Here is a 26,316-nt window from a genome sequence, read left to right as displayed (position 1 = left end):
CCCTTGACCGGAAAGTTCGGTTGGGGGTGTTTTGCTTGTGCATTAATCGTATTCATCGATCTGAATAATTATGAGTTTTCATCCGAAGTGAATTTCCAATTGTTCAATATAACCAGGGGTTATAGGTGACGCAACTAAGTCATCGCCCATTTGCGTCATTCTACCCACCAACGTTTGAAATCTCCCCACCATGAATGTTTCTCTTCCTGTATGCCTTGTTGATTCTGTACCTGACGGGTTTTCTCATCTTCTCCAGAATCCGAATCATCCGTCGTACCATGACATACCTCTGTCGGTTCAGTACCATCAATAAAAACTTCCAGCCGTTTCTCTTCACAACCGTTGCCTGCCAGCTTGCCGGATTCCGGGTCGATATAGACACTTACGACATGATCAGGTACGGTAAAAATTTTGGGTGGTACGCTCGCAAGAGCCTGCTCTGTGAACTGGGCAAAGATCGGCGCTGCCCGGCGGCCATCCGAAGTCGAGATGGCTTTGCCTTGGTCGTACCCAACCCATACCGCGGTGGAGAGCTCCGGTGTGAATCCAACGAGCCAGGCATCCATGTTGGTTGTTCCCGTTTTTCCCGCTACCGGACGTTTGATCGCCTTAGACACCCGGTTTCCCGTTCCTCCATTTTCGAAGACACTTTCCATTAAACGAGTCAGTACATAAGCTGCCGCAGGTTCCACAACGGTCTCAGCCTTCGTCTGAGGCGATTCATAGAGCACACGTCCTGCGGCATCCGTCACTTGCAGAATGGCTACAGGTGGCGTCCGTTGTCCAGCGGCAGCAATGACGGAAAAGGCCGACGCCATCTCCAGCGGGCTGACAGGTGACGTTCCCAGTGCAAGAGAAGGTACAGCGCTCAGGTTGCTTGTAATGCCGAGATTTTTTGCCATACTCACAACCTGCTCAGGACCGATCTGCATAATGGTGTTCACCGCATAAATATTGTCTGAAGCGGCGATCGCCTGTCTTAGATCAATCTCTCCCAGATACTTGTCTCCAAAGTTGCCGGGTTTATAGGTTTTGCGGTCATTGTCATAGTGAAACAGGGTAGGTTCACTGTTAAATATGGATGCACTGGTGAGCTGCTTGGATTCCAGGGCTGCCAGATACATAATGGGTTTAAACGCCGAACCTGGCTGGCGCGTTGTCGCCAGTACATGGTTAATCTGATTGGCGCGGTAATTCTTGCCGCCCACCATAGCTTTGATGTAGCCCGTGCGAGGGTCGATGGACACTAGAGCCGTCTCCAGCTCGCTTTTGGCATCCATACCCTTCGCTATGGCATCTTCAGCAGCTTTTTGCACACGCAGATCCAGGGTGGTGTAGATATTCAATCCCCCATGATCCAGCATCGCTTCACTGATTCCCAGCTCTTGGATGGCCAGATTCCGGATATAGTCACGGAAATACGGGGCACTTTCCACCGTTTTACGCTCACTTTCCGGTTTGAACGAAAGCATTTTCTCATAGGCCTTATCCGCTTCGGCCTGGGTGATCTTGCCGATATCAGCCATGGCATTCAGCACAATCTTCTGTCGGTCTTTGGCATTCTTCATATGGTTATAGGGTGAATAGTAGGTAGGTCCTTTCGGGATTCCTGCCAGCATGGCACTCTCTGCAAGATCCAGCTGTTTGGCTGATTTGCCAAAATACATTCGTGAAGCCGCTTCGATTCCGTACGCACCATGCCCATAATAGATTTCGTTCAGATACATCTGCAAAATTTCATCCTTGCTGTATTTCATCTCCAATTGCGCCGTGTACATGGCTTCCTTGGCTTTGCGAGTCCATGTTTTCTCATGAGATAGATATAGGTTACGCGCCAGCTGTTGAGTCAATGTACTCGCACCCTGCGACATCTGCATATGTTCGAGGTTAACGAGCACAGCCCGTCCCATCCCTTGCACGTCGAACCCGTAGTGATTATAGAATTTGCGGTCCTCTACAGCCAGAGTGGCATTGACCAGATCTGGAGCGATATCCTCCAGTTGAACGGGTACAGAGTCTTTGCCACCTGCGGAGAAGGTAGCGATGACTTCACCCTGACTGTCCAGTAATCTGGAATTCCGGTCAGAGTCTGCGAGAGGCAGGCTGGTTGCGTATAGATAGACCAATCCTGCAGCGGTAGCAAGTATAGCGAGCACGGCGAGCAGAGACAGGTTTTTAATGAATTTTTGTACAGGGAACCCGCGTTTGCGGGTCTTTTGATTTGGCTTGGTCATGGAACGGGCTCCTCTCTTTTCTTCCAGTATGGGACTTGATTGGCAGGGATATTCAATCGGGTGCATAAGCGAACAAAATGTAGCATTTCCGCCTTGAAAACCGTTTTGCAGTATAAACGTCAATCGCGTATAATGCAAAAGGGTAATGAAAAGGTAAGATTCGGCACAAGATACTATCTATATAATGAAGTGAACCGCGGACCTTTCCCGCAGGCCAGCAATGATAACGCGATATGGCGCCGAACGCTGGACGTGCTTGGGCGAACCGATTATAGTGCACAGCGCTTGATCGGGTATGGCTGATCATTAACTTTACGGAAAGAAGGTAGAGATTATGGAATTGTGGTTTACGGAGAAACAGACCCCGGTATTCGGGATCACCGCGAAGATTAAGCAGACCTATGTTACAGAGAAAACGGATTTTCAAGATTTGGCCATGGTAGAGACCGAAGAATTCGGTAACATGTTGCTTCTTGATGGCATGGTGATGACGACTGTAAAAGACGAATTCGTATATCACGAAATGGCGGCACACCCTGCGCTGAACACTCACCCGAATCCGAAAAAAGTTCTGGTTGTCGGTGGCGGCGATGGCGGAGTCATTCGTGAAGTCATTAAACATGCTGCTGTAGAAAAAGCAGTTCTCGTCGAAATTGACGGTAAAGTTATTGAATACTCTAAAAAATATTTGCCTGAAATCGCCGGCAAGTTGGACGAGCCTAATGTTGAAGTGCTCGTAAACGACGGCTACATGCATATTATTGAACATAAAAATGAATACGATGTGATCATCGTAGACTCCACGGAGCCTGTAGGCCCGGCTGCGCCATTGTTTGAGCGTGGGTTCTACCAAGGCATCTACGAAGCATTGAAAGAAGACGGAATCTTCGTTGCCCAAACGGACAACCCTTGGTTCAAGGCGGATCTGATCCAGAAGGTGAACAAAGACGTCAAAGAAATCTTCCCGATCGTACATGTGTACGGCTGTAATATTCCAACCTATCCAAGTGGTTTGTGGACATTCACCATGGGTAGCAAGAAACATGACCCGCTTGAAGTGGATGAGACTCAAATCCCGGAGATGGATACCAAGTATTACTCTCCGCGTCTGCACAAAGCAGCATTTGTACTTCCTAAATTCGTGGAAGATTTAACGAAATAAAAGGGGAAATCATTAATGAAACTGGATCAAGCTTATTCAGGAAACGTATTTATTTGCAGCTCTGAGGATTACGAGAACTCCAAAGCAGTTATCTATGGCATGCCGATGGATTACACCGTCAGCTTCCGCCCGGGTTCCCGTTTCGGCCCATCTCATATCCGTCAGGCATCGGTTGGACTTGAAGAGTACAGCCCATATCTCGACAAAAGCATTGTAGACATGACATACTTTGACGCTGGAGACCTGCTCTTGCCTTTCGGTAACGCGGGACGCAGCCTTGAGGTAATTCATGAATACATCGGCAGTCTGCTCGCTGACGACAAATTCCCAGTTGGTCTCGGTGGCGAGCATCTGGTTACTTGGCCAGTCATCCAACAGATGTACAAGAAATACCCGGATCTTATCCTGATTCATATTGATGCACACGCTGACCTTCGTGAAAACTATGAAGGCGAGCCATTGTCCCACTCCACACCAGTGCGTAAAGCGGCTGAGTTGATGGGTGGCCAAAACATCTATCAGTTCGGTATCCGTTCCGGTTCCCGTGAGGAGTTCCAGTATGGGCGCGAGAACATCAACTTCTATCCATTTGAAGTGGCAGCTCCGATGAAGGAAGCTCTTCCGAAGATGGGCAACCGTCCGGTGTATGTGACCATCGACATCGATGTGCTTGATCCGTCAGCAGCACCAGGAACAGGTACAGCAGAAGCGGGCGGCATTACGTCCAAGGAACTGCTGGAAGCCATTCATATGATCGCAGGATCGGATGTAAATGTAGTTGGTTGTGACTTGGTTGAAGTTGCACCAATCTATGATCCAACACAACAGACACAGATTGTAGCTGCGAAGCTGATTCGTGAAATGCTGCTTGGATTCGTGAAATAATTACAGAATAATCGATAAGTATAACGCTCTCTGTCTGCGCGGTTTCAAATTTGCGCAGGGGAGGGCGTTTTGTATTGTTAACTTTTGTACAGAGCTGTGCTATACTGACTACATAAGTATTCAGTAGTATATTAATTGATATATTACATTCGTGAAGTATATGGTGATTGGGTTCGGTCATATACTAAAAAGAGCCTTTACCGTTGGAGCGGTAAAGACTCTTAGGACCCGAAAGGCTGTGGATTGCCACGGCGCGCATGAACTAAATAATGCTATTCAAGCAAAACCCACCGTTAGGCGCCAACCTTATGAGGTGGGTTTTCGCTTGCTACGAAACTTTTTGCGCAACCAACGGTAAAGCTTTCGCCCACTCAGTACAATACTGAGGATCGCAGCAATCCATCGGATTACATCAAGCAACGCCACAAGTTTGACCATCGACGTCACCCCCTTTCGGGAAGCGGCGCCGTGGTCTGAAAAACATCCACCGTTATTCAAAAGTCCATAAGACTGATTATAGCACGTCTGTTCTCATTCCACTACCATTTGTTGTATATGTTAGTACCGGCATTGTTATGTAAATGACCATGCTTTAGGGTTCCTTCTATCTTAATATTTGTTTATAATATGGAAATAGAGGAAGGGAAAGGTGAATATGAATGCGTGTGATTCGGGCTCAATTGAGTATGTATCCCAGGTGGCTAACTGCAGTTTTTATAGTGTTTGTCATCAATTTTGTATTAGCAGTGACGATATTTCTCAACTTCACGTTGATGGTGGCTGATCTGGCCATGCTTTTTGCTGCATATAGTATTCGTGAATATAAATACAACAAAATATATTTTAGTTTATGCCTTTTATTAAGTATCAGTTTTGTTATCCTTGCTGTGGTGACGTATCCCCTTTAACTTAGAGTACACAACGTTTGGTGATGAACCACCCTTGCCTACATGATCCAATCATGGGTAAAGGTGGTTTTTTTCTTGCGAAATTGTCATCAGGGTTCATCAGATTGTTACGTTAGAACCATCATATTTGGGTAAAACCATAGAAGGAGGTGTTACGATGACAACCAAAAGTACAATGACATGGAAACGGATTGGTGCACTCGCATTATCGTTAACACTGGCTTGGGGGATGGGACCGGTACATACGCTATCAGGTGCTAACGCTGCATCTTCACAGGCATGTGGAAAGGGAGATCATGGACTATCTGTTACATTGAAAAAGGGCAGCGGTGTGGAAGAGCAACACCTGCAATTTACTGACATTGATTTTCTTAATGATACGACTGGACGAGCTGGGGGTGAAGGCTTCCTGATCGGTACCTCGAATGCAGGATGTACGTGGCAGTCCATATATACCGGGCAGTGGCAATTCACACAGCTTGATTTTCCGAATAATGTGAACGGATATGCGCTGGCGCGAGTGAAGGATTCACCTGCAACCTATCTGATCCGTACCCATGATGGGGGATCGCACTGGACGCGGCTCGATACGCCGGGCATTCAATTCAAGCGAATCGATTTTCGCAATAAAGATGTAGGTTATGGTTACACCTATAATGGTGCATATCAGACGAAGGATGGCGGTGTAACCTGGAGTAAAATGAATACGCCTGCCAACACGCGTGCAGCTGCCTTTGCAACAGAGAAACAAGGGTATGCCGTCGTGGTTGTACCTGGATCGGGATATCATTTGAAGCAAACGAGTGATGGCGGCAAGAACTGGACAACCTCTCTTCGAGTTGTCTCAGACACATGGAGCGGAGCGGATCTGTATGCACATGGCCAACAAGTATGGGCCCTTCTATATGGTGATGCAGGCATGTCCCAACAATCGTACTCCCTCTATGCGAGCGGTAATCAAGGCAAGAACTGGACCCAAGTATTTGCGCAATCCACAGCAGGGGGCGGTCCTGCACCAGGTACAAACAGTACGGGCAAAGGAAACGGACCAGCCAACCCGGGTGGTCATCCCGGCAACATGGCGTTGATTGGTAATCAGACGGCGTATCTGTCTGCAGGTTCACCCGCAGCTGGCAAAGTGGGCATTGGACGTTCATATGATACTGGTTCCACGTGGAAAAATATTGACCTGAAAGATCCGGGGTATAGTTCCCGTATCTCGTTCCCATCTGCCAAGACAGGATGGCTCGTAGTAACAAGTGATAACTCTCCTGCAATTTATCAAACTACAGATGGTGGAACGACGTGGACACAAAAAATGTTGTTGCCTTCAGAGCAGGATTAAATAGCCTGTGAATCTGAAATAACAACGGAGCAAATCCAAATTAGAAATGAATGAAAATCAATATAGTAAGTCTCTGCATGAATTTCTATAACAAACAAGCCTCTTCCTAATCAATTACACAGGAAGAGGCTTGTTTGTGTAGAAATAAAAACGGTTGAAACCTACTCTAAAACGAGTTATTGTAAGCGATAACAATATAATTTATGGGGGTTGAAATAATGGTTGATGTTATTTTAAAGGAAAATTCAGATCAAGGATTAATAAATCGCAATATATATGGTCACTTTTCCGAACACTTGGGACGTTGTATTTATGAGGGTCTGTGGGTAGGAGAAGATTCACCCATTCCGAATACGGATGGGCTTCGAAATGATGTATTAACGGCCTTACAGAAGCTTCATATTCCAGTACTTCGCTGGCCAGGCGGTTGTTTTGCCGATGAATATCACTGGAAAGATGGTGTAGGCCCGAAGAGTGAGCGTGCTCGTATGATCAATACACACTGGGGCGGTGTGGAAGAGAACAATCACTTTGGTACACATGAATTCTTGAGATTATGTGAGTTGCTCGGCACGGAACCATATATTAGTGGCAACCTGGGTAGCGGTACAGTGCAGGAGATGCAGGAATGGGTGGAGTACATCACGTTTGACGGCGAATCCCCGATGGCGAACTGGCGTAAGAGTAACGGTAGGGAAGAACCGTGGAAAATGAAGTATTTTGGCGTGGGAAATGAGAACTGGGGATGCGGCGGCAATATGCGTCCTGAATATTATGCGGATGAATATCGTCGGTATGCTACATATGTACGTAACTATTCCGGGAACGAGATTTATAAAATCGCTTGTGGACCCAACGAAGGCAACTATGAGTGGATGGAAGTCCTGATGCGAGAGGCTGCTCGTTTTATGGACGGAATTAGTCTTCATTATTACACCATCCCTACAGGAGAGTGGAATGATAAAGGCGCAGCTACAGGATTTGGCGAGTCTGAATGGTTCACCACCTTGAAAAAGACGCTCCATATGGATGAATTACTGGTGAAACACTCCGAGATTATGGACAAATATGATCCAGAGGGCAGAGTCGGCATTATTGTGGATGAATGGGGCACGTGGTATAACGTTGAACCGGGAACCAATCCAGGGTTCCTGTATCAACAGAATACGATGCGGGACGCTGTGCTTGCAGGCGTTAACCTGAATATTTTCAACCAACATAATAAACGGGTACACATGGCAAATCTTGCGCAGATCGTCAATGTGCTTCAATCGCTTGTGCTCACGGAAGGGGACAAAATGCTCCTGACCCCTACGTATCATGTATTTGATATGTATCAGGTTCATATGGATGCGCAGCGACTGGATTTGAATTATGAAAGCCCGGGATACACATTCGGAGAAGAGACCATTCCGCAGCTCAGCTTATCAGCTTCCCGCAACAAGGATGGGGTCATTCATGTGACAGCTTGTAATCTGAGCCATACCGATGAGTTGGAAGTTGTGTGTCAACTGGACGCAGCTCAAGCGGCCAAAGTATCTGGGCAGATTCTGCACCATACTGATTTTGGTGCATTCAATACCTTTGAACAGCCGAATCGTGTTCAGCCTGTGGCTTGGGAAGGACTCACACTGGAAAATAACACCTTGCGTTTTGTTCTTCCTCCAGCATCGGTTGGGGTCATCGCTGTCGAGGGTTAATGATGAAAAGGCAGGAACCTTGCAAGGGCTGTAATGATCAGTACGATGTGAAGATTAGCGATGCCAAAATGGCTAGACTTGTGGAGATTGTCTCGCGTTCGCGTCCGACGGTACAGGATGAGGAATATGAACGTCGGCTATCCATATGCTCTGCTTGTCCGGAATTGCAATATGGCACAACTTGTCGGCATTGTGGTTGTCTCGTACAGGTGCGAGCGAAGCTTAGTGAGTCGACATGTCCTTTTCCTTATGAATCGCAATGGGCCTGATCGGATGAACAAATCTTATTATAATGAAGCAAAAGGGAGTTGCACTTTACAGGTGCGGCTCTTCTTTTTTGGCTTGATGAGGAAAAAACTCTGAATTTGGATTTGAATTGAGCGAGGGAACTGGATATAGTTATACAGTAGAGTGTAGGATAGCGAGCTATCCGGGAATATGAGCGCGTATAGCGACACAACAATACGGGAAGGGCTGTTCTCACCAGCCGTGCCTGATTTTGCGTCGCCTCGAATATAATGGAGGTTAACATTCATGTCGAACATGCGACCGGTACACATCCGGCTGCACAGCCGTTATGAAGGTGAAGATGTGCTGCAGGAAATGCAGGGTGAAGCCGTGTTAAAAGGGTCTGTTCTTTATGTTCGTTATGAAGAACCGCAGGTTGGACCTGAGGGAGGTACTACCCGTACAACATTGAAGCTGGGCGGACAATCCATCAAGATTATACGTCATGGTGAGGTGGAATCGGAGCAGACTTTTGAATTGAATCGGAAGCTTCCTGGTTTCTATCGATCACCATACATGTCGTTTGCCCTGTCCACGCATACACAGAAGCTGGAACTTTCCATTCAGGGATTGAGCGCACGCGCAGCGTGGAGCTACGACTTTTACCGCTTTGATGAAGAATCTGGACATTTCGCGATTAGTTTGCATATACAGGAGGAACCAATTTCATGACACGTAATCCACTAGATACGATTAACGAACGGGTAAGCACGGCCATCGGCAACGCCATTGTGACGGCCGGAATTGTTACGCAGGACGAATTGCCAGCCATCACATTGGAAGTGCCGCGTGAGAAGACACACGGGGACTTGGCGACCAATGCTGCCATGCAGCTGACCAAGATTGCCAAGCGCAATCCGCGTCAGATTGCTGAAGAGATCATTGCCAATCTGAATCTGGCTGAAGCCGGAATCGAGAAGGCTGAGATTGCGGGCCCAGGATTCATTAACTTCAAATTGGACAAGAGTTACCTTTATCCAGTACTTGCGCTTGTGCAGGAGCAGGGTAAAGATTACGGAAGAATTAACATCGGAGAAGGACGCAAAGTCGAGATGGAGTTTGTCAGTGCCAACCCGACAGGCAGCCTGCATCTGGGCCATGCCCGTGGAGCAGCTGTAGGTGATGCACTATGTAACATCCTTGACTACGCAGGATATGATGTAACCCGTGAATACTACATTAATGATGCAGGTAATCAGGTGTTTAATCTGGCTCGTTCCATTGAAGCTCGTTATCTGCAAGAGCTGGGTCAGGATGCTGAGATGCCTGAAGACGGTTATCACGGTGAAGATATTAAAGGTTTCGCCAAGCAGCTTGTTGCTGAAAAGGGTGACGAATTGCTGTCCATGCATCCGGGTGACCGTGCGGCTTATTTCCGTGACTTTGGCCTGGAGAAGGAACTGGACAAGATCAAACGTGACTTGAATCGCTTCCGTGTTAACTTTGACATCTGGTTCAGCGAAACTTCCCTGTACGACAACGGAGAAGTGCTACGAGTGCTTGATGAATTGCGTGACCGCAATGAGATCTATGAGCAAGATGGAGCAACTTGGTTGAAAACGATGCAGTACGGTGACGACAAAGAACGTGTATTGATCAAGAACGATGGCACGTATACTTACCTGACGCCAGATATTGCGTATCACCGCGACAAATATGCTCGTGGATACGACACGATGATTAACATCTGGGGTGCCGATCACCATGGATATATTCCACGGATGAAAGCCGCGATGCAAGCACTGGGTAATGACCCTGAGAAACTGGTGGTCTTGATTGCACAGATGGTGAGCTTGTTCCAGAACGGTGAAAAAGTGAAGATGTCCAAGCGTACAGGTAAAGCTGTAACGATGGAAGACCTGATGGATGAAGTCGGCATTGATGCGATCCGTTACTTCTTCACAATGCGCAGCATGGACTCCCATCTGGACTTTGACATGGACCTTGCGATCTCGACATCCAATGAGAATCCGGTATTCTACGTACAATACGCGCATGCACGTGTATGCAGCGTATACCGTCAGGCTGAAGAACAAGGTATTGAACTGCTGCCACTGGCACAGATTGACCTGTCCAAGCTGACAACAGAGCACGAGTATGACCTTCTTCGCAAAATGGGAGAGCTGCCTGAGGAAATCTCGGCAGCAGCAATAGGATATGCGCCTCATCGTATCATCCGTTATGTATACGAGCTGGCATCCCTGTTCCACAGCTACTACCGTGCAGAACGTGTCATTACGGAAGACGCGCAGCAAACTCAAGCACGCCTGGTACTGATCGGTGCTGTACGTACCGTTATCGCAACGGCGCTTCGTCTGGTAGGCGTAACCGCTCCTGACAAAATGTAAATTCCAGGCTCGCGGCCTGCCGCCGCTCTGCCTAAGGAAAAAAGTCTCCATGTCCACGTTGCAACTTCAACGTGGTACATGGAGACTTTTTTTGTTGTGTACCCTAGCTGCAGAAAACGAAATGCCTGGTCCAAGGCACACTAGCCTGCCCTGACATCACAGCGGGCGTAACCTAGAGTCTCAGCAACTACATAATACTCCCTCGTGCGTACTGCCTGGGCTGGCTACTGTGTTTCGCCACGAGCCTCAATCAAGTTCTGCTGACGGCTGGTAGAGCTGGCTCACTCCCCGCCCTCCTGCATTAGCTTCAGGGCATCAATCTCACCACCACGCACCTTGCTCTTTGCGGTGGTGGTCTTGCGGGCGCGCAACGGGATCGTAGCACGTTTGACGAGTGTCTTGATTTCACTAGGGGATAACCCCGGATGTTTGGAGAGCAGCAAGGCGATAGCGCCACTCACATGGGACGTCGCCATGGAGGTGCCGCTCATCTCGTGATGCTTGCCTTGTACCCAGGAGGAGACGATTTTATCACCGGGTGCATAGACATCCACATATGCGCCACGATTGCTGAAGGACGCAATACGTCTGTTTTTGTCGGTTGCCCCAACAGATATGGTCTGGGGATACCGTGCCGGGTAATCAATACTGCGGCGTTTGCCGTCATTTCCTGACGAAGCAACAATAACGATTCCAGCATGGTACGCACGGTTGACAACGTCAAGAAGCGCCTTGCTACGTGTTTTCATGCCAAAGCTCATATTGATGATATCGACCTTGTTGCGCACACACCAGTCGATGCCAAGTACAATGTCGGATACATAAGCCGATCCGTTGTGGTCAAATGCTTTCACCGGATAGATCAGGGAGCGTGGAGCTACACCAATCATGCCTGCGGTACTGTTGGCAGCAGCGATAGTCCCTGCAATGTGGGTGCCGTGTCCGTTATCATCATGAGGGAGCAGGCTCCGGTTTAACAGATTGATTCCGCGTGCCAGGGAATAACGAAGATCAGGATGATGATAATCAGCACCTGTATCAATCACACCGATTTTGATCCGGTGTCCGGTAGACACAGACCATACTTTGGGCGCCCGAATCTGCTTCACTCCCCAGGGTATGCCTTGAGCATTGCTCGGTTTGCTGTGGAGTGCGGTGGCATGAAGGGAGATGGGTACGTCTGCTTCAATCGTAATCTCATCCCCATAGCGGTATAGGTCCTCCGGGCGTTGGACTGGAGCGATAATGGAACGAGCCAGTCGCGAGGAACGGACAGCCCCAAGGTCAGTAAATTCATTCCGCATTCGAGACAATTCTACGAGGCAGGCCTCGTACTGTTGCGGTTTGGCAAATCGGATCAAATATCGCCCTCCCTGTTCTGGTTCAGGGCGTCGCATTCCGTCAATCAATTGATGCAATAAACCAGTATAGTCCATAATGGGCAGCCCCCTTCGGGATGAACATGCTGAGGTATTCTATGAATGCGCTCATCCCGCCGCATGGGGAACTTGCCCTTTTTTTACAAAAACACATTCTCTTCGTGTCAAAACGGGCGCAGGGACATATGATGGATGGAGAGCTAGAGGGCTCTTGCGGGGAACCTGGTGAGGAGCAATCCTTCAAGGGTATACAGTCAGAAGGCGGAGGGGACTCCGTCTTTTTTATTATGGAGTTGTCTCTTTGACAAAAGAGCATATTCCTGTGGGTTCGATGTCAATTCACGTTGAATATATGGACATATTGTTGCTGCTCTCCGCATTTGCGTCACATCCGTACATAAAAACTTGCTTTTTAACGCTAAATAGGTTTTACTTAGGTTTGTTAATGGATATGTTATACGTAACAGTCCAGTTCGTAGGGGTTAAAAAGTGAATTTTGTGTGAGAGGAAGTGTCTGCAGTGAGTACCTCGCTCAATTTGAAAATTGATAAAGAAAAGGTAAAAGAGATCCCTTTGGTGGACCTTGCCTTTATGGTGCTGAAAGCGGCTAATACGCCGTATTACTATCGTGACTTAATGAATGAGGTAGCGAAGCAGCGCGGAATGACTGATGAAGAAATCAACGAGTTTATCGCCCAGCTATATACCGAGATTAATATCGATGGCCGTTTTGCTTGCGTCGGTACAAGTCTGTGGGGCTTGAAGCGCTGGTATCCGGTAGCTGGAACAGAAGATTCCATGACGGGTGCGAAGCGTCCGCGTATCATCAACGATGAAGACGATGATCTGGAAGATGAAGACTTCGGTGAAGAAGAAGACAGCTATAGCAGCGATGAAGGCTTCGACAGCACGGATAAAGAAGAAGAAGAAGACGAAGAAGAAGAAGAAGAAGAAGACATCTTTGACGAAGAAGACAGCGAAGAAGAAGTGCTGGTTGAAGATGACGATCTGGAAGATGAAGACCTCGAAGAAGACGAAGAAGAGTCCGAAAACGAGGATGAATTTGACGACGATTCTGATAATCGGTAGTCATTTTTGACGTCTATAATTTACCCGTTTCCTCGGAATAGTCAGCCTTGACAGCAGACGGGGGTAACGGGTAAACTATTGCATGGGCTTATGAATGAGCGACAATATATTTATGTTTTTTATAGAAGGTGCCCCGTCCTGCGGGAGTACTTTTTTTTGTATTTTTAGAGGCATAATTTTGCAAAATGATTTTTTCCGTATGCTCCCGGCCAACATTTCGTGGCCCGTTTTTGTATATCAAAAACACCAAATGGAATGGAGGCTACCGGAATATTTGCACCATTTTTTGCTGTAGAACAACGTGTATTTAAACCGTCTTCGCAAAAAAGAGCAGTTCGCAGATGCAGGGAATTTCTGCCATTGCTCTTTTTAACGATGATTACCTGGGAAACAGGTTACGATAACACCATATATCGCCTGAATTTCTGTACTTATATTAGGAGGGTAATAACAGTGACAAAGTATATTTTCGTGACGGGCGGAGTTGTGTCCTCCCTGGGCAAAGGGATTACGGCTGCTTCTCTGGGCAGATTGCTGAAAAACAGAGGGCTTAAGGTAACGATCCAGAAATTTGATCCATATATTAACATCGACCCGGGAACAATGAGTCCTTATCAGCACGGCGAGGTTTTTGTAACGGATGATGGCGCGGAAACGGATCTGGACCTTGGCCACTATGAACGTTTTATTGATATCAATCTCTCCAAAAACAGCAACGTCACGACTGGTAAAGTATACTCTTCCGTCATCAGCAAAGAGCGGCGCGGGGAATATCTGGGCGGAACGGTACAAGTTATTCCACACATTACGAACGAGATCAAAGAGCGTGTATTCCGCGCTGGACGTGAAGCGGGTTCGGATGTGGTTATTACGGAAATTGGTGGAACAGTGGGCGACATTGAGAGTTTGCCTTTCCTGGAAGCTATCCGTCAGATCAAGAGTGATGTAGGTCGCGACAATGTGATGTACATCCACGTAACACTTATTCCTTATATCAAAGCAGCTGGTGAAGTGAAAACAAAACCAACGCAACATAGTGTTAAAGAATTACGCAGCATCGGTATTCAACCGAATGTGATTGTATGCCGTACGGAGTATGAATTGTCTAAAGACATGAAAGCCAAGATCGCTCTCTTCTGCGACATTGATGAGAATGCCGTGGTTGAATGTCGTGATGCAGACACCTTGTATCAAGTACCTCTGAACCTGCGTGAAGAAGGCTTGGATGAGATCGTGGTAAATCACCTAAAACTGACTACTCCTGCACCGGATATGAGCGAGTGGGAAGGGCTGGTTGACCGGATCAACAAGTTGGAGCATACAGTTGAGATCGCTATTGTTGGTAAATATGTAGCGTTGCATGATGCATACCTGAGTGTTGTTGAGTCGTTGTCTCATGCAGGATTTGCGTCCAATGCCGATGTCAAAATTCGCTGGGTTCCTTCTGAAGATATTACGGATGAGAATGTAGGCGACCTGTTACATGGTATTGGTGGTATCCTTGTTCCTGGTGGATTCGGAGATCGTGGTATTGAAGGTAAAGTATCGGCAATCCGTTATGCTCGTGAGAAACAAATTCCGTTCTTCGGTATTTGCCTGGGTATGCAGGTTTCCGTTATTGAGTATGCACGTTCCATCGTTGGTTTGAATGGTGCGAACAGTTCCGAGATTAATCCGGCTACCGAATTCCCGGTGATCGATCTGTTGCCTGAGCAAAAAGATATCGAGAATCTGGGTGGCACGATGCGTCTGGGTCTGTATCCTTGTAAGCTTCAGGAAGGTTCTTTGGCGATGGCTTGTTATGATGACGAGCTGGTGTATGAGAGACACCGTCACCGGTATGAGTTCAACAATGAATACCGTGAAACGATCGAAAAAGCAGGGCTGGTTATCTCGGGTACATCTCCGGATGGACGTCTGGTTGAGATCGTGGAACTTCCAGGACACCCATGGTTCCTGGCGGTACAATTCCATCCGGAATTTACTTCCCGTCCGAACCGCCCGCAACCATTGTTCCGTGAATTCGTGAAAGCTTCTCTGGAGAATACACAGAAATAATACATGGTATTAGTGTTAACGTAATAGATATTGGGGATGTTCCTGGCAACCAGAGCGGATGCCGGAACATCCCTTTTTTTTGCGTAAAAAGCAGGATGAAATGCTTTTTGTCATTTTGTGAAGGTAGCAGGATTTTAATGGAAGAGGTAGAATACTTATCATGACGACTATGGGATAGTTATCCAGATTCGAAGATGTACATGCTTTCCTAATTCTAGGGGGTTACAGAGTGGAAGATAAAAAAGTTTTGATTGTTGATGACCAGAATGGTATTCGAATCTTGTTAATGGAAGTGTTCAGCAGTGAGGGGTATAACACGTTTCAAGCACCCAACGGCAAGGTTGCTCTGGAGATTGTGAATAATGACAAGCCTGACCTGGTATTGCTCGATATGAAGATTCCTGGGATGGACGGTCTGGAAATCCTGAAGCATATTAAAGAAATTGATCCGGGTATCAAGGTGATCATGATGACCGCTTATGGTGAACTTGACATGATTAAGGAAGCCACGGATCTCGGAGCGCTCATGCACTTTACGAAACCGTTTGATATCGACGAGATGCGAGTGGCTGTGAATATGCAACTTCGCAATGGTACTGCCAATAAATGCAGCTGAATCCTGTTGATACAGGATTTTTTTGCGTGTGGAGAACATAGAAGGTACTTGGTGGGAAAATGGGGTATTTCACTCCTTCATCCGGGGAATATTGGAAATGGGGAAGTTATAAAGCGGTGTCTATGAAAACTGTGCTGCAAAGCACAGCATTTTTGCAAATGCTTGTTTAGTATTTGACATGGGATGTGGTATAATAAGCCCGTATGTGATTTCGGCTAAAAACCATAGACACAACCCAAACCCCTAGGAGGATTGAAACCATGCCATTAGTATCTATGACAGACATGTTGAACAAAGCACTTGAAGGAAAATATGCAGTTGGTCAATACAATATCAATAACCTTGAGTGGACTCAAGCGATTCTTGGTGCTGCTGAAGAAGAGAAATCCCCAGTAATCTTGGGTGTATCCGAAGGCGCAGCACGTCACATTGGTGGCTTCTACACTGTAGTTAAAATGGTAGAAGGACTTATCCACGACATGAAAATCACTGTTCCAGTTGCAATTCACCTGGACCACGGTTCAAGCTTCGACAAGTGTAAAGAAGCGATCGACGCTGGATTCACATCCGTTATGATCGACGGTTCCCACCACTCTATCGATGAGAACATCGAAATGACTAAAAAAGTTGTTGAATATGCACACGCTAAAGGCGTTTCTGTAGAAGCTGAAGTAGGTACTGTAGGCGGACAAGAAGACGACGTTATCGGCGGTATCATGTACGCTGACCTGAATGAGTGTATCCGTATCGTTAAAGAAACAGGTATCGATACATTGGCACCAGCTCTTGGTTCCGTACACGGTCCTTACCATGGCGAGCCTAACCTGGGCTTCAAAGAAATGGAAGAAGTTTGCAACGCGGTACAAGTTCCACTCGTATTGCACGGTGGTACAGGTATTCCTAAACACGACATCGACAAAGCCATTTCCCTGGGTACATCCAAAATTAATGTAAACACAGAGAACCAAATTGCTTTCGCAAGAGTGGTTCGTGAAGTGCTTGCAGCTAAACCAGATGCTTACGATCCACGTACATTCATCGTACCAGGCCGTGACGCAATCAAAGAAACCGTTAAAGGTAAAATCCGCGAGTTTGGTTCTAACAACAAAGCGTAATTTATCTTTACCAGTTCCATACTGTGAAATGGAAAAACACCGCCTAGCCGGTGTCTTTCCATTTTCACACCTTATTTCTACATCGGAAGCCAACAGCACGTATTGCCGTTCATCGGCTGCAAAACACGTAGGGGGACATTAAGCTTTATGGAAAAATTGATGATTAGTGGCGGACGTCCGTTACAGGGAACTGTAACTATAAGCGGCGCCAAGAACAGCGCCATTGCGCTTATTCCTGCAGCATTGCTTGCCGAGTCAGAAGTCGTGTTGGACAACCTGCCGCTTTTGAGTGACGTGGCGGTTTATGCAGAAATTTTGGAGGAACTCGGAGCACGTGTGACTTGGGAAGGCAGTCAGATGAAGATTGACCCTTCTGACATCAAATCCATTCCTATGCCGAATGGTCCCGTGAAGAAGCTTCGCGCTTCGTATTATATGATGGGTGCATTGCTAGGGCGTTTCAAAGAAGCGACCATAGGTTTACCAGGGGGCTGTAATTTTGAGCCTCGTCCAATTGATCAACATATCAAAGGGTTTGAAGCGCTTGGTGCAACCGTAACAAACGAACATGGCTCCATTCATTTGCATGCCAAAGAGCTGCGCGGCGCAAAAATCTATCTTGATGTAAGCAGTGTCGGCGCAACCATTAATATCATGCTGGCGGCTACTCGTGCCAAAGGCTCTACAATTATCGAAAACGCGGCTAAAGAGCCTGAGATTATAGATGTAGCAACACTTCTGAATTCCATGGGTGCCAGCATCAAGGGTGCAGGTACCGAAACGATCCGTATCGAAGGGGTCTCGGAGCTTAAAGGCTGCCGTCATTCCATCATTCCGGACCGTATCCAAGCAGGTACGTATATGATCGCTGCAGCGGCGACGCGCGGAGATGTTCTGATTGACAATGTGATTCCCAAACATCTGGAAGCTTTAACGGCAAAGCTGCTGGAGATGGGTGTTGGCATTGAGGAATTGGATGAAAGTATACGTGTCATTGGTAAACCAAGCTATAACCACGTTGACGTGAAGGCACTTGTATATCCTGGTTTCCCAACGGATCTACAGTCACCCATGACCAGTGTTTTAACACAGGCAACCGGTGTGAGTGTCCTGAGCGACTTTGTATACAGTAATCGGTTCAAGCATGTGCCTGAGTTGGTGCGGATGGGTGCAAAGATTCGAGTAGAAGGACGGTCAGCGATTATTGAAGGTAGTGCATTAAATGCGGCCAAAGTAAAAGCGTCCGATCTTCGCGCTGGAGCAGCGCTGGTGATTGCAGGTCTCACTGTCAGTGAAGGTGTGACTGAAGTAACGGGGGTCGAATATATCGACCGCGGTTATGATCATCTGGTGACTAATCTGCGCCTGCTCGGTGCAGATGTATGGCGGGAAACTGATTAATAGGAAGCATTATGCATGATTCAGTCATACACATGTTTTTTTAATTGAACTGCATATCTTTTTGTAGATTAGGTAAACCTGTTTTAATAGAGTTCTCAGTCTCTCCGGCATAAGACGAAATGTTTCTGTTTCCTTTACCGGAGGGTCTTTTTTTGAAATAAACTTCATATGGCTGTAAGAACATCATTTCTCATCCCCAACCCCCGGTTTTGTTTGAACTGCGCTCCATAGCCGGTCTATCCGGATTGATCGCCTCAATGCATCGTTCACTCAATAGCGGATCTTGCCGAATGTTGGCCATCCCACCCGGAAACTTACACTCAAAGACAAGTATTTGCATTATAACGGTTACATTCCGTACAATGGACAGAAGGGATTGTGGCAGACGCCGCTCTCTATAGCCGGAACATCTAGCGAAACTATCCATTTCACACGGACTTATTAATTGAATAGGTGGTTATTATATGGATCTACAAATTTCCGATTTGGAAGAAATGAAACTAACGGACCTCTACAAACTGGCCAAAAAATATCAGATACCTTACTATGGTACGTTAAAAAAGAAAGAATTAATCTTTGCTATACTACGTGCACAAGCTGAACAGAGCGGCCTGATGTTCATGCAAGGCGTACTCGAGATTTTACCTGAAGGTTACGGATTCTTAAGACCTATCAACTACTTGCCAAGTACGGAAGACATCTACATCTCAGCTTCTCAGATTCGCAAGTTTGACCTAAGAACAGGTGACCTCGTATCAGGTAAGTGTAGAACGCCTAAGGAAAACGAGAGATACTTCGGTTTGTTGCAAGTCAACGCTGTAAATGGTGAGAATCCATCGGCGGCTGCAGAGCGACTTCACTTCCCAGCACTAACCCCACTGTATCCGCAGAAAAAACTGGTTCTCGAAACATCCCCCGACCATTTGTCCACACGAATTATGGATGTGCTCGCCCCGGTAGGATTGGGACAGCGCGGATTGATCGTAGCACCTCCCAAAGCGGGTAAAACGCTTCTCCTCAAAGAAATTGCCAACAGCATCTCAACTAACAATCCTGAAATTGAACTGTTTGTCCTGTTGATTGATGAACGTCCAGAGGAAGTAACGGATATGTCGCGTTCGGTAAAAGGGGAAGTTGTGGCTTCGACATTTGATGAACTGCCTGAGAATCATATCAAGGTGGCGGAATTGGTGCTTGAGCGTGCGCTTCGTCTGGTTGAGGCCAAAAAAGATGTTGTTATCCTGCTGGATAGCATTACGCGTCTTGCCCGTGCATATAACCTGGTTATTCCACCATCCGGTCGTACACTTAGTGGTGGTATTGATCCAGCTGCATTCCATCGTCCGAAACGTTTCTTCGGTTCTGCCCGGAATGTGGAAGAAGGCGGAAGCCTGACCATCCTGGCAACTGCATTAATTGATACCGGATCACGTATGGATGACGTCATTTATGAAGAGTTTAAGGGTACAGGTAATATGGAACTGCACCTGGACCGTCGTCTGGCAGAGCGTCGTATATTCCCGGCAATCGACATTCGTCGTTCCGGTACACGTCGTGAAGAAGTATTGCTCAGCAAGGAAGAGTTGGATACAATCTGGGCAATTCGTAAAAACATGAATGATTCCCATGACTTTGTTGAAGGATTCCTGAAAAAACTTCGTAACAGCAAGACAAATGCAGAGTTTTTGGCGGCATTTGATTCGGCTGGTAATAGCCCGACAAGCAATTCGGGTACAACAACAACCCGTCGCTCACCTAGACAGACAGCAACGTCAGGTACATCGACGTAAGTTCGTTCGACTAATCACTTTCTTTTTGCAGCATTGCTGTAAATGTTACAATACAACTCGTCGTTAGGTTTAACCCATTAGATGTGAGGAGAACATCATGTATTTAGTATACGCAGATGAAAAAGGTAATGTATTTGATCATCCTTCCCTGTACGGGCTTGCCCGCAGTGGAGATATGATCGTTGAGATTATGGAAGACGAACTCATCCCTTTGCCAGAGGGTGCAACGTTGGTTGGACTCCCGAGTACCCGGCCCATTGGTATGGACCCGGACACAGGTGAGATGCTTCCAATGCCAACGGACACACAGGCTGTAGGTGCTTTGCTTCCACAGGGGTTCACTCGTTTGTGTCTCCCTGGTTATGTGAAGACGGATAAGGAGTATAAATTACCTTTGTTCGGCTATTCCGCAGTGGTCTGGAAAGATGGCGGTTTCTACGTCACGGCTTCGAAGTCAGATAGTCCTGACCAATGGAATCCGCTCAACTGTGATCGTGACGATGTGCGTTCCGGGGTTAAGCGATTGACGGAGCAATATCCTGAAAACCGTCTTTATACCCATCTGTCCAATTGTGCGCTCGGATATGAATGTCTAACTTCGTCGAACACGTTCCTGAATCGCTGGGAAGGTGGAGTACCGGTATCCTATTCCTGTAATGCGGGATGTTTCGGATGTATCTCCGAGCAACCGGATGACAGTGGCTTTGTTTCCCCACAGACGCGCATGAACTTCCGCCCGCGTGTGGATGAGATTGTCCAGGTCATGATGGAACACCTGAAGACACCGGAATCCATCATTAGTTTTGGACAAGGTTGTGAAGGCGAGCCTTCCACGCAGGCCAAGCTGATTATTGAAGCGATTCGCGAAGTGCGTTCCGTAACGGACATGGGGTATATCAACATTAATACCAATGCCGGTCTGAATGATCACATTAGAGGTATTGTAGATGCTGGATTGGATCTGATGCGCGTAAGTACAATTAGTGCACTGGATGACCATTATAACGCCTACTATAAACCACGTGGTTATACCTTAGCCAATGTTGAGAAGTCGATGAAGTACGCAGCGCAACAGGGTGTATACACCTCCATTAACTATCTGATCTTCCCGGGCGTAACAGATCGTGAAGAAGAGATTGAGGCGATGATTGAGTTTGCGCGAAGAACCGATCTACGCTTGATTCAGATGCGTAATCTCAATATTGATCCGGAGAGCTATCTGGAATTAATACCTCCAGCTCAAGGTGATATCTTGGGCATGAAGCAGATGATTGAGATTTTTGAAGACGAGTTGCCTGGTGTTGTGATCGGATCGTATACTCATGTTCCACCCGCTGGAATGGCACGTCCAAAACGGTTGATTACCTCTTGATAATAATGGATTGCAACCGGCATTAGGCCGTGTTATAATTTCTGAGTTATGCCATTTACTCTGGGTCCGCTTGAGGCTCAGGGCGGAAAGAGGTGAAAGGTAATGAAAGAAGCAATTCATCCTAATTACACGATTGGTCAAGTATCTTGCGCTTGCGGGAATACTTTTGAGACAGGTTCGGTTAAAGACGGACTTCGTGTAGAGATTTGCTCCGCGTGCCACCCGTTCTTCACAGGTAAACAGAAGTTTATCGATGTTGGCGGCCGTGTTGATCGTTTCAAGAAGAAATACGGAATCTAATAGGACAATTCTTGGAGTTGTCTGCTAATTGCATCCAACACACCCCTGCTGATTTGGCAGGGGTTTTTATATGTTATATGTAAGCATAATCGCATTCGCGTTCCTCTGGTTGCAATTTGGATAACCTTACGTTATACTATTTCTTACCGTGCTAGATGGGGAGGTAGCGGTGCCCTGTAACTCGCAATCCGCTATAGCGAGGTTGAATTCCTGCTAGAGGTTTTGTCGATGTGAGGTTTGGTCCCTGAACGTGGTGTTGACGGTTGGGTCCTCCGCAATGAGTGCTCATGAACCTGGTCAGGTCCGGAAGGAAGCAGCCATAAGTGAGATTACTCTTGTGCCGGAGGGTCGCCTAGCCCGAGCTATTGTTCAGGGGTGCCGCTTGGATCGCAAGTATCGATAGCAGGTGCACGGCTTACCATTTAAATGTAGAGACCTTTGCAGTTGTAACTTTGCAGAGGTCTTTTTGATATGTCTTAATAAACCACGCATGAATGAGTCAGATAAAGTTTGGATTCACCCTAGAATATAGTATAATAGGGGAACGACAAAGGACTCGAATGCGAAGTGGAAGGAAGGTAACGCATCATGGAGCATATCGCGTTATACCGGGCTTGGCGTCCCCAGTCGTTTCAAGATATGGTGGGGCAACAGCATATTATTCAGACCTTGCAGAACGCGATTCGTGAACAGCGGACTTCCCATGCCTACTTATTTAGCGGGCCCAGAGGAACGGGAAAGACAAGTGCCGCCAAGATTTTGGCCAAAGCTGTGAACTGCGAACGTGGGCCTGCGCCTGAACCTTGTAACGAGTGTGAAGCTTGCCGCAGAATTACGACTGGCGCTGTGATGGATGTGCAGGAGATTGATGCTGCATCCAATCGGGGCGTTGAAGAAATCCGTGACCTTCGGGAAAAGGTTAAATATGCGCCAACCGAAGTCCGGCAGAAAGTCTATATTATTGATGAAGTGCACATGCTGACAACGGAGGCATTCAATGCTTTGCTCAAAACATTGGAAGAGCCACCACCACATGTGATGTTTATTTTGGCAACAACGGAACCGCACCGCCTTCCGGCTACCATTATATCGCGCTGTCAGCGATTTGATTTTCGCCGGGTATCCCTGGAAGAGCAGACAGCAAGACTTACACTGATTTGTGAACAGGAAGGCATGGAAGCTGACCAGGATGCGCTCCAATACATTGCCCGTTTATCGGACGGTGGAATGAGGGATGCACTTAGTGTGCTGGATCAGATCTCTTCATTTACGGATGGACGAGTAACGTACCAGCAGGTTATGGACATGACCGGGGGTATTGCATCAGAGCAATTCGCCAAGCTGGCTGCTTCGCTGCTCAAGGGTGATGTTGGTCATATTTTGCAGATGATTGAAGGCTTCATGCATGAAGGAAAGAGCGCAGACAAGTGCATGGAGAATCTACTGTATTATTTCCGTGATTTGCTTATGATTAAGATGGTGCCTGATGCAGACAAATTGACGGACCGGGTGCTTGATCCGGAATCTTTCCGTGATATGGCGGAGTCATTCACTAAGGAACAACTGTTCCACATGATCGATACCCTTAATCGGTACCAGAGTGAAATGAAATATGCGGTGCAGCCACAGACATTATTTGAGGTCGCGTTGCTTAAACTGTGTAGTATTCCAGCGCAAGAGGGGGCTTCTGTTTCGGTTGGAGCTTCATCCCATGCAGCGCCTGCTGATGGAGAGATCAACCGCCTGAAGCAACAGCTTGCCGAGCTGGAAAAGAAATTGGATCGTGCACTAAAGAGTGGGTTGTCTGGTGGAGAAGGTGCATCGAGTGCTCCGTCGCGTCCAGCAACACGAGCCCCTGTATCGAGAGGAAACTCACCTGCGAAGCTTCCTGCACAGCTGGATCAGTATGTTGCACGCAAGGGAGCCCCTGAGTTCGCGGAGATCAGCAAAAAATGGAGTCAGATCCTGCAACGAGTGAAAGAAGAGAGAGTTACCGTCCACGCCTGGTTTGTGGATGGCGAGCCGGTATCATTGCTTGAAGACAATGTTCTGGTTGCTTTTAAAAATAACATCCACCGTGAAACAACGGAGAAGCAGGCTAACCGCGAAGTCATTGAGCGGGTGTTGTCGGAACATCTTGGGCGTTCGGCACGACTGGTGACGATGATGCTCAAAGATTGGACTGGAGCAATGGAAGGAGCTTCTGAAGCGCCGAAGGAGGACTTTAAGCTTGAACCTGAGCATGAAGACGGCGGTTCAGGCAACAAGCAGCCTTGGATTGATGAAGCCATCCAGCTCTTTGGTGAGGACCTTGTAGTGATCAAAGAATAATGCGCATTGCGCGATAACTATAACAAAGGAGATGAACAATTATGAACAACATGAACCAAATGATGAAACAAGTGAAAAAAATGCAGGAGCAAATGCTGAAAGCACAAGAGGAATTGGCGGACAAAACAGTCCAAGGTACTTCTGGTGGCGGTGTTGTGACGGCTGAAGTTAACGGGCACAAGAAATTGCTTGCTATCACGATCAAACCTGAAGCGGTAGATCCGGAAGATGTTGAAATGTTGCAGGATCTCGTTATGACAGCTGTTAATGATGCAATGTCCAAAGCGGATGAGATTGCCAACAAGGATATGGGCAAATTCACAGGCGGAATGAATATTCCGGGATTATTTTAGTTAAAAATTGATCCTGTCAAAGGAGACAAAATCGATTGTATTATCCCGAACCAATAGCCAAGCTGATTGATGCCTTCACCCGGTTGCCGGGTGTGGGTCCCAAGACGGCAGCGCGTTTAGCTTTTCATGTACTTAAAATGAAGGAAGATGACGTTATCGATTTTGCCAAAGCACTCGTGAGTGTGAAGCGTAACCTTCATTACTGTTCTGTGTGTTGTAATATCACCGATACGGATCCGTGTCGCATCTGTCAGGATAAGTCCAGGGATGTCTCTGTAATCTGTGTAGTTCAGGATTCGAAAGATCTGGTGGCCATGGAGCGCACCAAGGAATTCGATGGATACTATCATGTGTTACAGGGTGCGATTTCACCTATGGAGGGAATTGGACCGGACGATATTCGTTTGAAGGAACTCCTGATTCGATTAAGTGATGAACGTATAAAAGAGATCATCTTGGCGACGAACCCCAATATTGAGGGGGAGGCTACAGCAATGTACATCTCCCGCTTGGTGCGTCCGTTTGAGATCAGTGTGACTCGAATTGCCCATGGATTGCCTGTAGGTGGCGATCTGGAGTATGCGGATGAAGTAACCCTTTCCAAAGCGCTGGAAGGGCGCAGGGAGATGCGTTAGTGTGCTCATTTTGTATTACGCAGTGCACTTCCTTGGAAATTTTGGATGCTAAATAAGTTTCGATATGCAAAGAGAGCCTTAGGGCTCTCTTTTTTTGTGAAGAAAATGAATACCTGAGTTCTAAGTTTGTCCTTTCCCTGATAAGTATGAGAATATGCTGTGCTGATCAGGAGGGGGAGAGTTTATGTTTTTGTGGCGAAATACACGGAACTCGGTAGAGAAACACAACAGAATGTTGAAGGAGCTTGAGGCGGATCAGATCTATGCAGATATTCAGATGGCTAAGCAGGAATGGGAATGGGCTATGAGACAGTTCGAAGATGCACAGGGGCAGGATGAGATTGATTATGCCATTTATGTATTGGAGGCAGCTGAGCGGAAGTACCAGATTCACTTGAGAAGAGCAAAGCGAGCCAGAGCTAATGATGATGTTACATCACAGCGAGGGATTAGTATGTAGTCACGTTTACATTAAACACGGAGGTGTAACATATGAAGAGTATCATACTGGGAACTGTATTGGTTATATCATTATTGGGGCTTGTCGTTGTTTTGCTCAGAAAGCGGATAGGGTTATCGTTTTTCACGTCATTCGGAATTCATCTGGTGCTGGCTGCAGTAGGGATATATATCGTGAATTATTCCGGCTGGATTACAGGAACCTACATCCCGCTGAACCCTGCAACGATAGGGACTGTAACTGTTTTGGGATTGCCAGGTGTGGGGCTATTATTAGGGTTGAAAATTTCTTTGTTCGGATAGTTGACTCGTAGGATATATATATGGTACATTATATCTCGTTGCTTTGCTTGCTTGGTTAGATGCTTTAGATGAAATGAAGGAGTTCATTACGAACTTCGAAAAAGAATTTCAAAAAAACGCTTGACCAAAACAAACGAAGTATGATATATTATAAAAGTCGCCGCTGAGAGAAAATGGTGACGAAAAAACGAGTTTGATCTTTGAAAACTGAACAACGAGTGAGTAAACATTCTGCTTGCAGAATG

General features: G+C 46.9%; 24 protein-coding genes and 1 other RNA gene. 22 read left to right on the top strand and 3 right to left on the bottom strand.

Going from position 1 to position 26,316, the window contains the following annotated elements:
• Positions 1 to 155: 155 nt before the first annotated feature.
• The gene (locus D829_RS0123225; protein ID WP_017691307.1) at positions 156 to 2,234 is read right to left on the bottom strand and encodes a PBP1A family penicillin-binding protein; all 2,079 of its coding nucleotides are present in this window, start codon (positions 2,232 to 2,234) and stop codon (positions 156 to 158) included.
• A 60-nt stretch (positions 2,235 to 2,294) separates the two neighbouring features.
• On the opposite strand from D829_RS0123225, the gene D829_RS33815 reads away from it, so the two are divergent.
• The 3 genes from D829_RS33815 to speB are packed head-to-tail and all read left to right on the top strand — an operon-like array spanning position 2,295 to position 4,281.
• Complete coding sequence (locus D829_RS33815; RefSeq protein WP_193748501.1) at positions 2,295 to 2,537, top strand: hypothetical protein; 243 nt, start codon at positions 2,295 to 2,297, stop codon at positions 2,535 to 2,537.
• Positions 2,538 to 2,568: 31 nt separating this feature from the next.
• Positions 2,569 to 3,396, top strand: coding sequence for a polyamine aminopropyltransferase (gene speE / locus D829_RS0123220; RefSeq protein WP_017691306.1), 828 nt, complete (start codon positions 2,569 to 2,571; stop codon positions 3,394 to 3,396).
• Between the two features lie 15 nt (positions 3,397 to 3,411).
• Positions 3,412 to 4,281, top strand: a complete 870-nt coding sequence (gene speB, locus D829_RS0123215) for an agmatinase (protein WP_017691305.1) — start codon at positions 3,412 to 3,414, stop codon at positions 4,279 to 4,281.
• A 306-nt stretch (positions 4,282 to 4,587) separates the two neighbouring features.
• Here speB and D829_RS34315 read toward each other — a convergent pair whose 3' ends face one another.
• A complete protein-coding gene (locus D829_RS34315) occupies positions 4,588 to 4,719 on the bottom strand; it encodes a hypothetical protein (RefSeq protein ID WP_017691304.1) in 132 nt (43 codons plus the stop codon).
• Between the two features lie 627 nt (positions 4,720 to 5,346).
• On the opposite strand from D829_RS34315, the gene D829_RS0123200 reads away from it, so the two are divergent.
• From D829_RS0123200 to argS, 5 genes are all read left to right on the top strand, one after another.
• On the top strand, positions 5,347 to 6,534 hold the full coding sequence (locus tag D829_RS0123200; protein ID WP_017691302.1) for a hypothetical protein: 1,188 nt from the start codon (positions 5,347 to 5,349) through the stop codon (positions 6,532 to 6,534).
• 218 nt (positions 6,535 to 6,752) lie between these two features.
• Complete coding sequence (locus tag D829_RS0123195) at positions 6,753 to 8,234, top strand: alpha-N-arabinofuranosidase (protein ID WP_017691301.1); 1,482 nt, start codon at positions 6,753 to 6,755, stop codon at positions 8,232 to 8,234.
• Positions 8,234 to 8,503 carry a DUF6171 family protein gene (locus D829_RS33060; protein ID WP_241230807.1) on the top strand — a complete coding sequence of 90 codons (270 nt, stop codon included), beginning with the start codon at positions 8,234 to 8,236 and terminating at the stop codon, positions 8,501 to 8,503. The genes D829_RS0123195 and D829_RS33060 overlap by 1 nt, the downstream gene beginning before the upstream one ends.
• Before the next feature lie 265 nt (positions 8,504 to 8,768).
• Positions 8,769 to 9,194 carry a DUF1934 domain-containing protein gene (locus D829_RS0123185; protein WP_017691299.1) on the top strand — a complete coding sequence of 142 codons (426 nt, stop codon included), beginning with the start codon at positions 8,769 to 8,771 and terminating at the stop codon, positions 9,192 to 9,194.
• Positions 9,191 to 10,870: an arginine--tRNA ligase gene (argS, locus tag D829_RS0123180; RefSeq protein WP_017691298.1), complete on the top strand. Its 1,680-nt coding sequence runs from the start codon at positions 9,191 to 9,193 to the stop codon at positions 10,868 to 10,870. Before D829_RS0123185 ends, argS begins: the two co-directional genes overlap by 4 nt.
• Before the next feature lie 281 nt (positions 10,871 to 11,151).
• Here the strand turns inward: argS and D829_RS0123175 are convergent, their stop codons facing one another.
• The gene (locus D829_RS0123175; protein WP_017691297.1) at positions 11,152 to 12,306 is read right to left on the bottom strand and encodes a S8 family peptidase; all 1,155 of its coding nucleotides are present in this window, start codon (positions 12,304 to 12,306) and stop codon (positions 11,152 to 11,154) included.
• Between the two features lie 462 nt (positions 12,307 to 12,768).
• On the opposite strand from D829_RS0123175, the gene rpoE reads away from it, so the two are divergent.
• The 14 genes from rpoE (at position 12,769) to D829_RS0123095 (ending at position 26,071) form a co-directional block, all read left to right on the top strand.
• Complete coding sequence (gene rpoE, locus D829_RS0123160; protein WP_017691294.1) at positions 12,769 to 13,338, top strand: DNA-directed RNA polymerase subunit delta; 570 nt, start codon at positions 12,769 to 12,771, stop codon at positions 13,336 to 13,338.
• A 453-nt stretch (positions 13,339 to 13,791) separates the two neighbouring features.
• The gene (locus D829_RS0123155; protein ID WP_017691293.1) at positions 13,792 to 15,396 is read left to right on the top strand and encodes a CTP synthase; all 1,605 of its coding nucleotides are present in this window, start codon (positions 13,792 to 13,794) and stop codon (positions 15,394 to 15,396) included.
• Positions 15,397 to 15,625: 229 nt separating this feature from the next.
• Positions 15,626 to 16,012 (top strand): response regulator, encoded by a 387-nt coding sequence (locus tag D829_RS0123150; protein ID WP_017691292.1) that lies wholly within the window; start codon positions 15,626 to 15,628, stop codon positions 16,010 to 16,012.
• Positions 16,013 to 16,272: 260 nt separating this feature from the next.
• Positions 16,273 to 17,127, top strand: a complete 855-nt coding sequence (gene fba / locus D829_RS0123145; RefSeq protein WP_017691291.1) for a class II fructose-1,6-bisphosphate aldolase — start codon at positions 16,273 to 16,275, stop codon at positions 17,125 to 17,127.
• A gap of 147 nt (positions 17,128 to 17,274) precedes the next feature.
• Complete coding sequence (locus D829_RS0123140; RefSeq protein WP_017691290.1) at positions 17,275 to 18,528, top strand: UDP-N-acetylglucosamine 1-carboxyvinyltransferase; 1,254 nt, start codon at positions 17,275 to 17,277, stop codon at positions 18,526 to 18,528.
• 464 nt (positions 18,529 to 18,992) lie between these two features.
• Entirely contained in the window at positions 18,993 to 20,318 is a 1,326-nt protein-coding gene (rho, locus tag D829_RS0123130; protein ID WP_017691288.1) for a transcription termination factor Rho, read from the top strand.
• 97 nt (positions 20,319 to 20,415) lie between these two features.
• Entirely contained in the window at positions 20,416 to 21,690 is a 1,275-nt protein-coding gene (locus tag D829_RS0123125; protein WP_017691287.1) for a radical SAM protein, read from the top strand.
• A 102-nt stretch (positions 21,691 to 21,792) separates the two neighbouring features.
• On the top strand, positions 21,793 to 21,990 hold the full coding sequence (gene rpmE, locus D829_RS0123120; RefSeq protein ID WP_017691286.1) for a 50S ribosomal protein L31: 198 nt from the start codon (positions 21,793 to 21,795) through the stop codon (positions 21,988 to 21,990).
• Between the two features lie 146 nt (positions 21,991 to 22,136).
• An RNA gene (gene ffs, locus D829_RS33055) (signal recognition particle sRNA large type) lies at positions 22,137 to 22,404 on the top strand.
• A gap of 174 nt (positions 22,405 to 22,578) precedes the next feature.
• Positions 22,579 to 24,321 (top strand): DNA polymerase III subunit gamma/tau, encoded by a 1,743-nt coding sequence (dnaX, locus tag D829_RS0123115; protein WP_017691285.1) that lies wholly within the window; start codon positions 22,579 to 22,581, stop codon positions 24,319 to 24,321.
• Between the two features lie 41 nt (positions 24,322 to 24,362).
• Entirely contained in the window at positions 24,363 to 24,674 is a 312-nt protein-coding gene (locus D829_RS0123110) for a YbaB/EbfC family nucleoid-associated protein (RefSeq protein ID WP_017691284.1), read from the top strand.
• A 35-nt stretch (positions 24,675 to 24,709) separates the two neighbouring features.
• A complete protein-coding gene (gene recR / locus D829_RS0123105) occupies positions 24,710 to 25,309 on the top strand; it encodes a recombination mediator RecR (protein WP_017691283.1) in 600 nt (199 codons plus the stop codon).
• Positions 25,310 to 25,493: 184 nt separating this feature from the next.
• On the top strand, positions 25,494 to 25,769 hold the full coding sequence (locus D829_RS0123100; RefSeq protein ID WP_017691282.1) for a DUF2508 family protein: 276 nt from the start codon (positions 25,494 to 25,496) through the stop codon (positions 25,767 to 25,769).
• Positions 25,770 to 25,801: 32 nt separating this feature from the next.
• Entirely contained in the window at positions 25,802 to 26,071 is a 270-nt protein-coding gene (locus D829_RS0123095) for a pro-sigmaK processing inhibitor BofA family protein (protein ID WP_017691281.1), read from the top strand.
• The last annotated feature ends 245 nt before the right edge of the window (positions 26,072 to 26,316 follow it).

The sequence above is a fragment of the Paenibacillus sp. PAMC 26794 genome, from assembly GCF_000316035.1.
GTDB lineage: Bacteria > Bacillota > Bacilli > Paenibacillales > Paenibacillaceae > Paenibacillus.
The sequence above is the reverse complement of the archived record's forward strand: the minus strand, read 5'-3'. Positions and strand labels throughout refer to the sequence as shown.

Excerpts from the sequence above, each read along its gene's own strand:
- D829_RS0123095 (WP_017691281.1), top strand. The coding sequence starts at position 25,802 with ATGAAGAGTATCATACTGGGAACTGTATTGGTTATATCATTATTGGGG.
- D829_RS34315 (WP_017691304.1), bottom strand. The coding sequence starts at position 4,719 with ATGGTCAAACTTGTGGCGTTGCTTGATGTAATCCGATGGATTGCTGCG.
- dnaX (WP_017691285.1), top strand. The coding sequence starts at position 22,579 with ATGGAGCATATCGCGTTATACCGGGCTTGGCGTCCCCAGTCGTTTCAA.
- speE (WP_017691306.1), top strand. The coding sequence starts at position 2,569 with ATGGAATTGTGGTTTACGGAGAAACAGACCCCGGTATTCGGGATCACC.
- rho (WP_017691288.1), top strand. The coding sequence starts at position 18,993 with ATGGATCTACAAATTTCCGATTTGGAAGAAATGAAACTAACGGACCTC.
- D829_RS0123195 (WP_017691301.1), top strand. The coding sequence starts at position 6,753 with ATGGTTGATGTTATTTTAAAGGAAAATTCAGATCAAGGATTAATAAAT.
- rpmE (WP_017691286.1), top strand. The coding sequence starts at position 21,793 with ATGAAAGAAGCAATTCATCCTAATTACACGATTGGTCAAGTATCTTGC.
- D829_RS0123125 (WP_017691287.1), top strand. The coding sequence starts at position 20,416 with ATGTATTTAGTATACGCAGATGAAAAAGGTAATGTATTTGATCATCCT.
- D829_RS0123185 (WP_017691299.1), top strand. The coding sequence starts at position 8,769 with ATGTCGAACATGCGACCGGTACACATCCGGCTGCACAGCCGTTATGAA.
- D829_RS0123110 (WP_017691284.1), top strand. The coding sequence starts at position 24,363 with ATGAACAACATGAACCAAATGATGAAACAAGTGAAAAAAATGCAGGAG.
- D829_RS33060 (WP_241230807.1), top strand. The coding sequence starts at position 8,234 with ATGATGAAAAGGCAGGAACCTTGCAAGGGCTGTAATGATCAGTACGAT.
- D829_RS0123175 (WP_017691297.1), bottom strand. The coding sequence starts at position 12,306 with ATGGACTATACTGGTTTATTGCATCAATTGATTGACGGAATGCGACGC.
- D829_RS0123225 (WP_017691307.1), bottom strand. The coding sequence starts at position 2,234 with ATGACCAAGCCAAATCAAAAGACCCGCAAACGCGGGTTCCCTGTACAA.
- D829_RS0123140 (WP_017691290.1), top strand. The coding sequence starts at position 17,275 with ATGGAAAAATTGATGATTAGTGGCGGACGTCCGTTACAGGGAACTGTA.
- argS (WP_017691298.1), top strand. The coding sequence starts at position 9,191 with ATGACACGTAATCCACTAGATACGATTAACGAACGGGTAAGCACGGCC.
- D829_RS0123100 (WP_017691282.1), top strand. The coding sequence starts at position 25,494 with ATGTTTTTGTGGCGAAATACACGGAACTCGGTAGAGAAACACAACAGA.
- speB (WP_017691305.1), top strand. The coding sequence starts at position 3,412 with ATGAAACTGGATCAAGCTTATTCAGGAAACGTATTTATTTGCAGCTCT.
- D829_RS0123200 (WP_017691302.1), top strand. The coding sequence starts at position 5,347 with ATGACAACCAAAAGTACAATGACATGGAAACGGATTGGTGCACTCGCA.
- fba (WP_017691291.1), top strand. The coding sequence starts at position 16,273 with ATGCCATTAGTATCTATGACAGACATGTTGAACAAAGCACTTGAAGGA.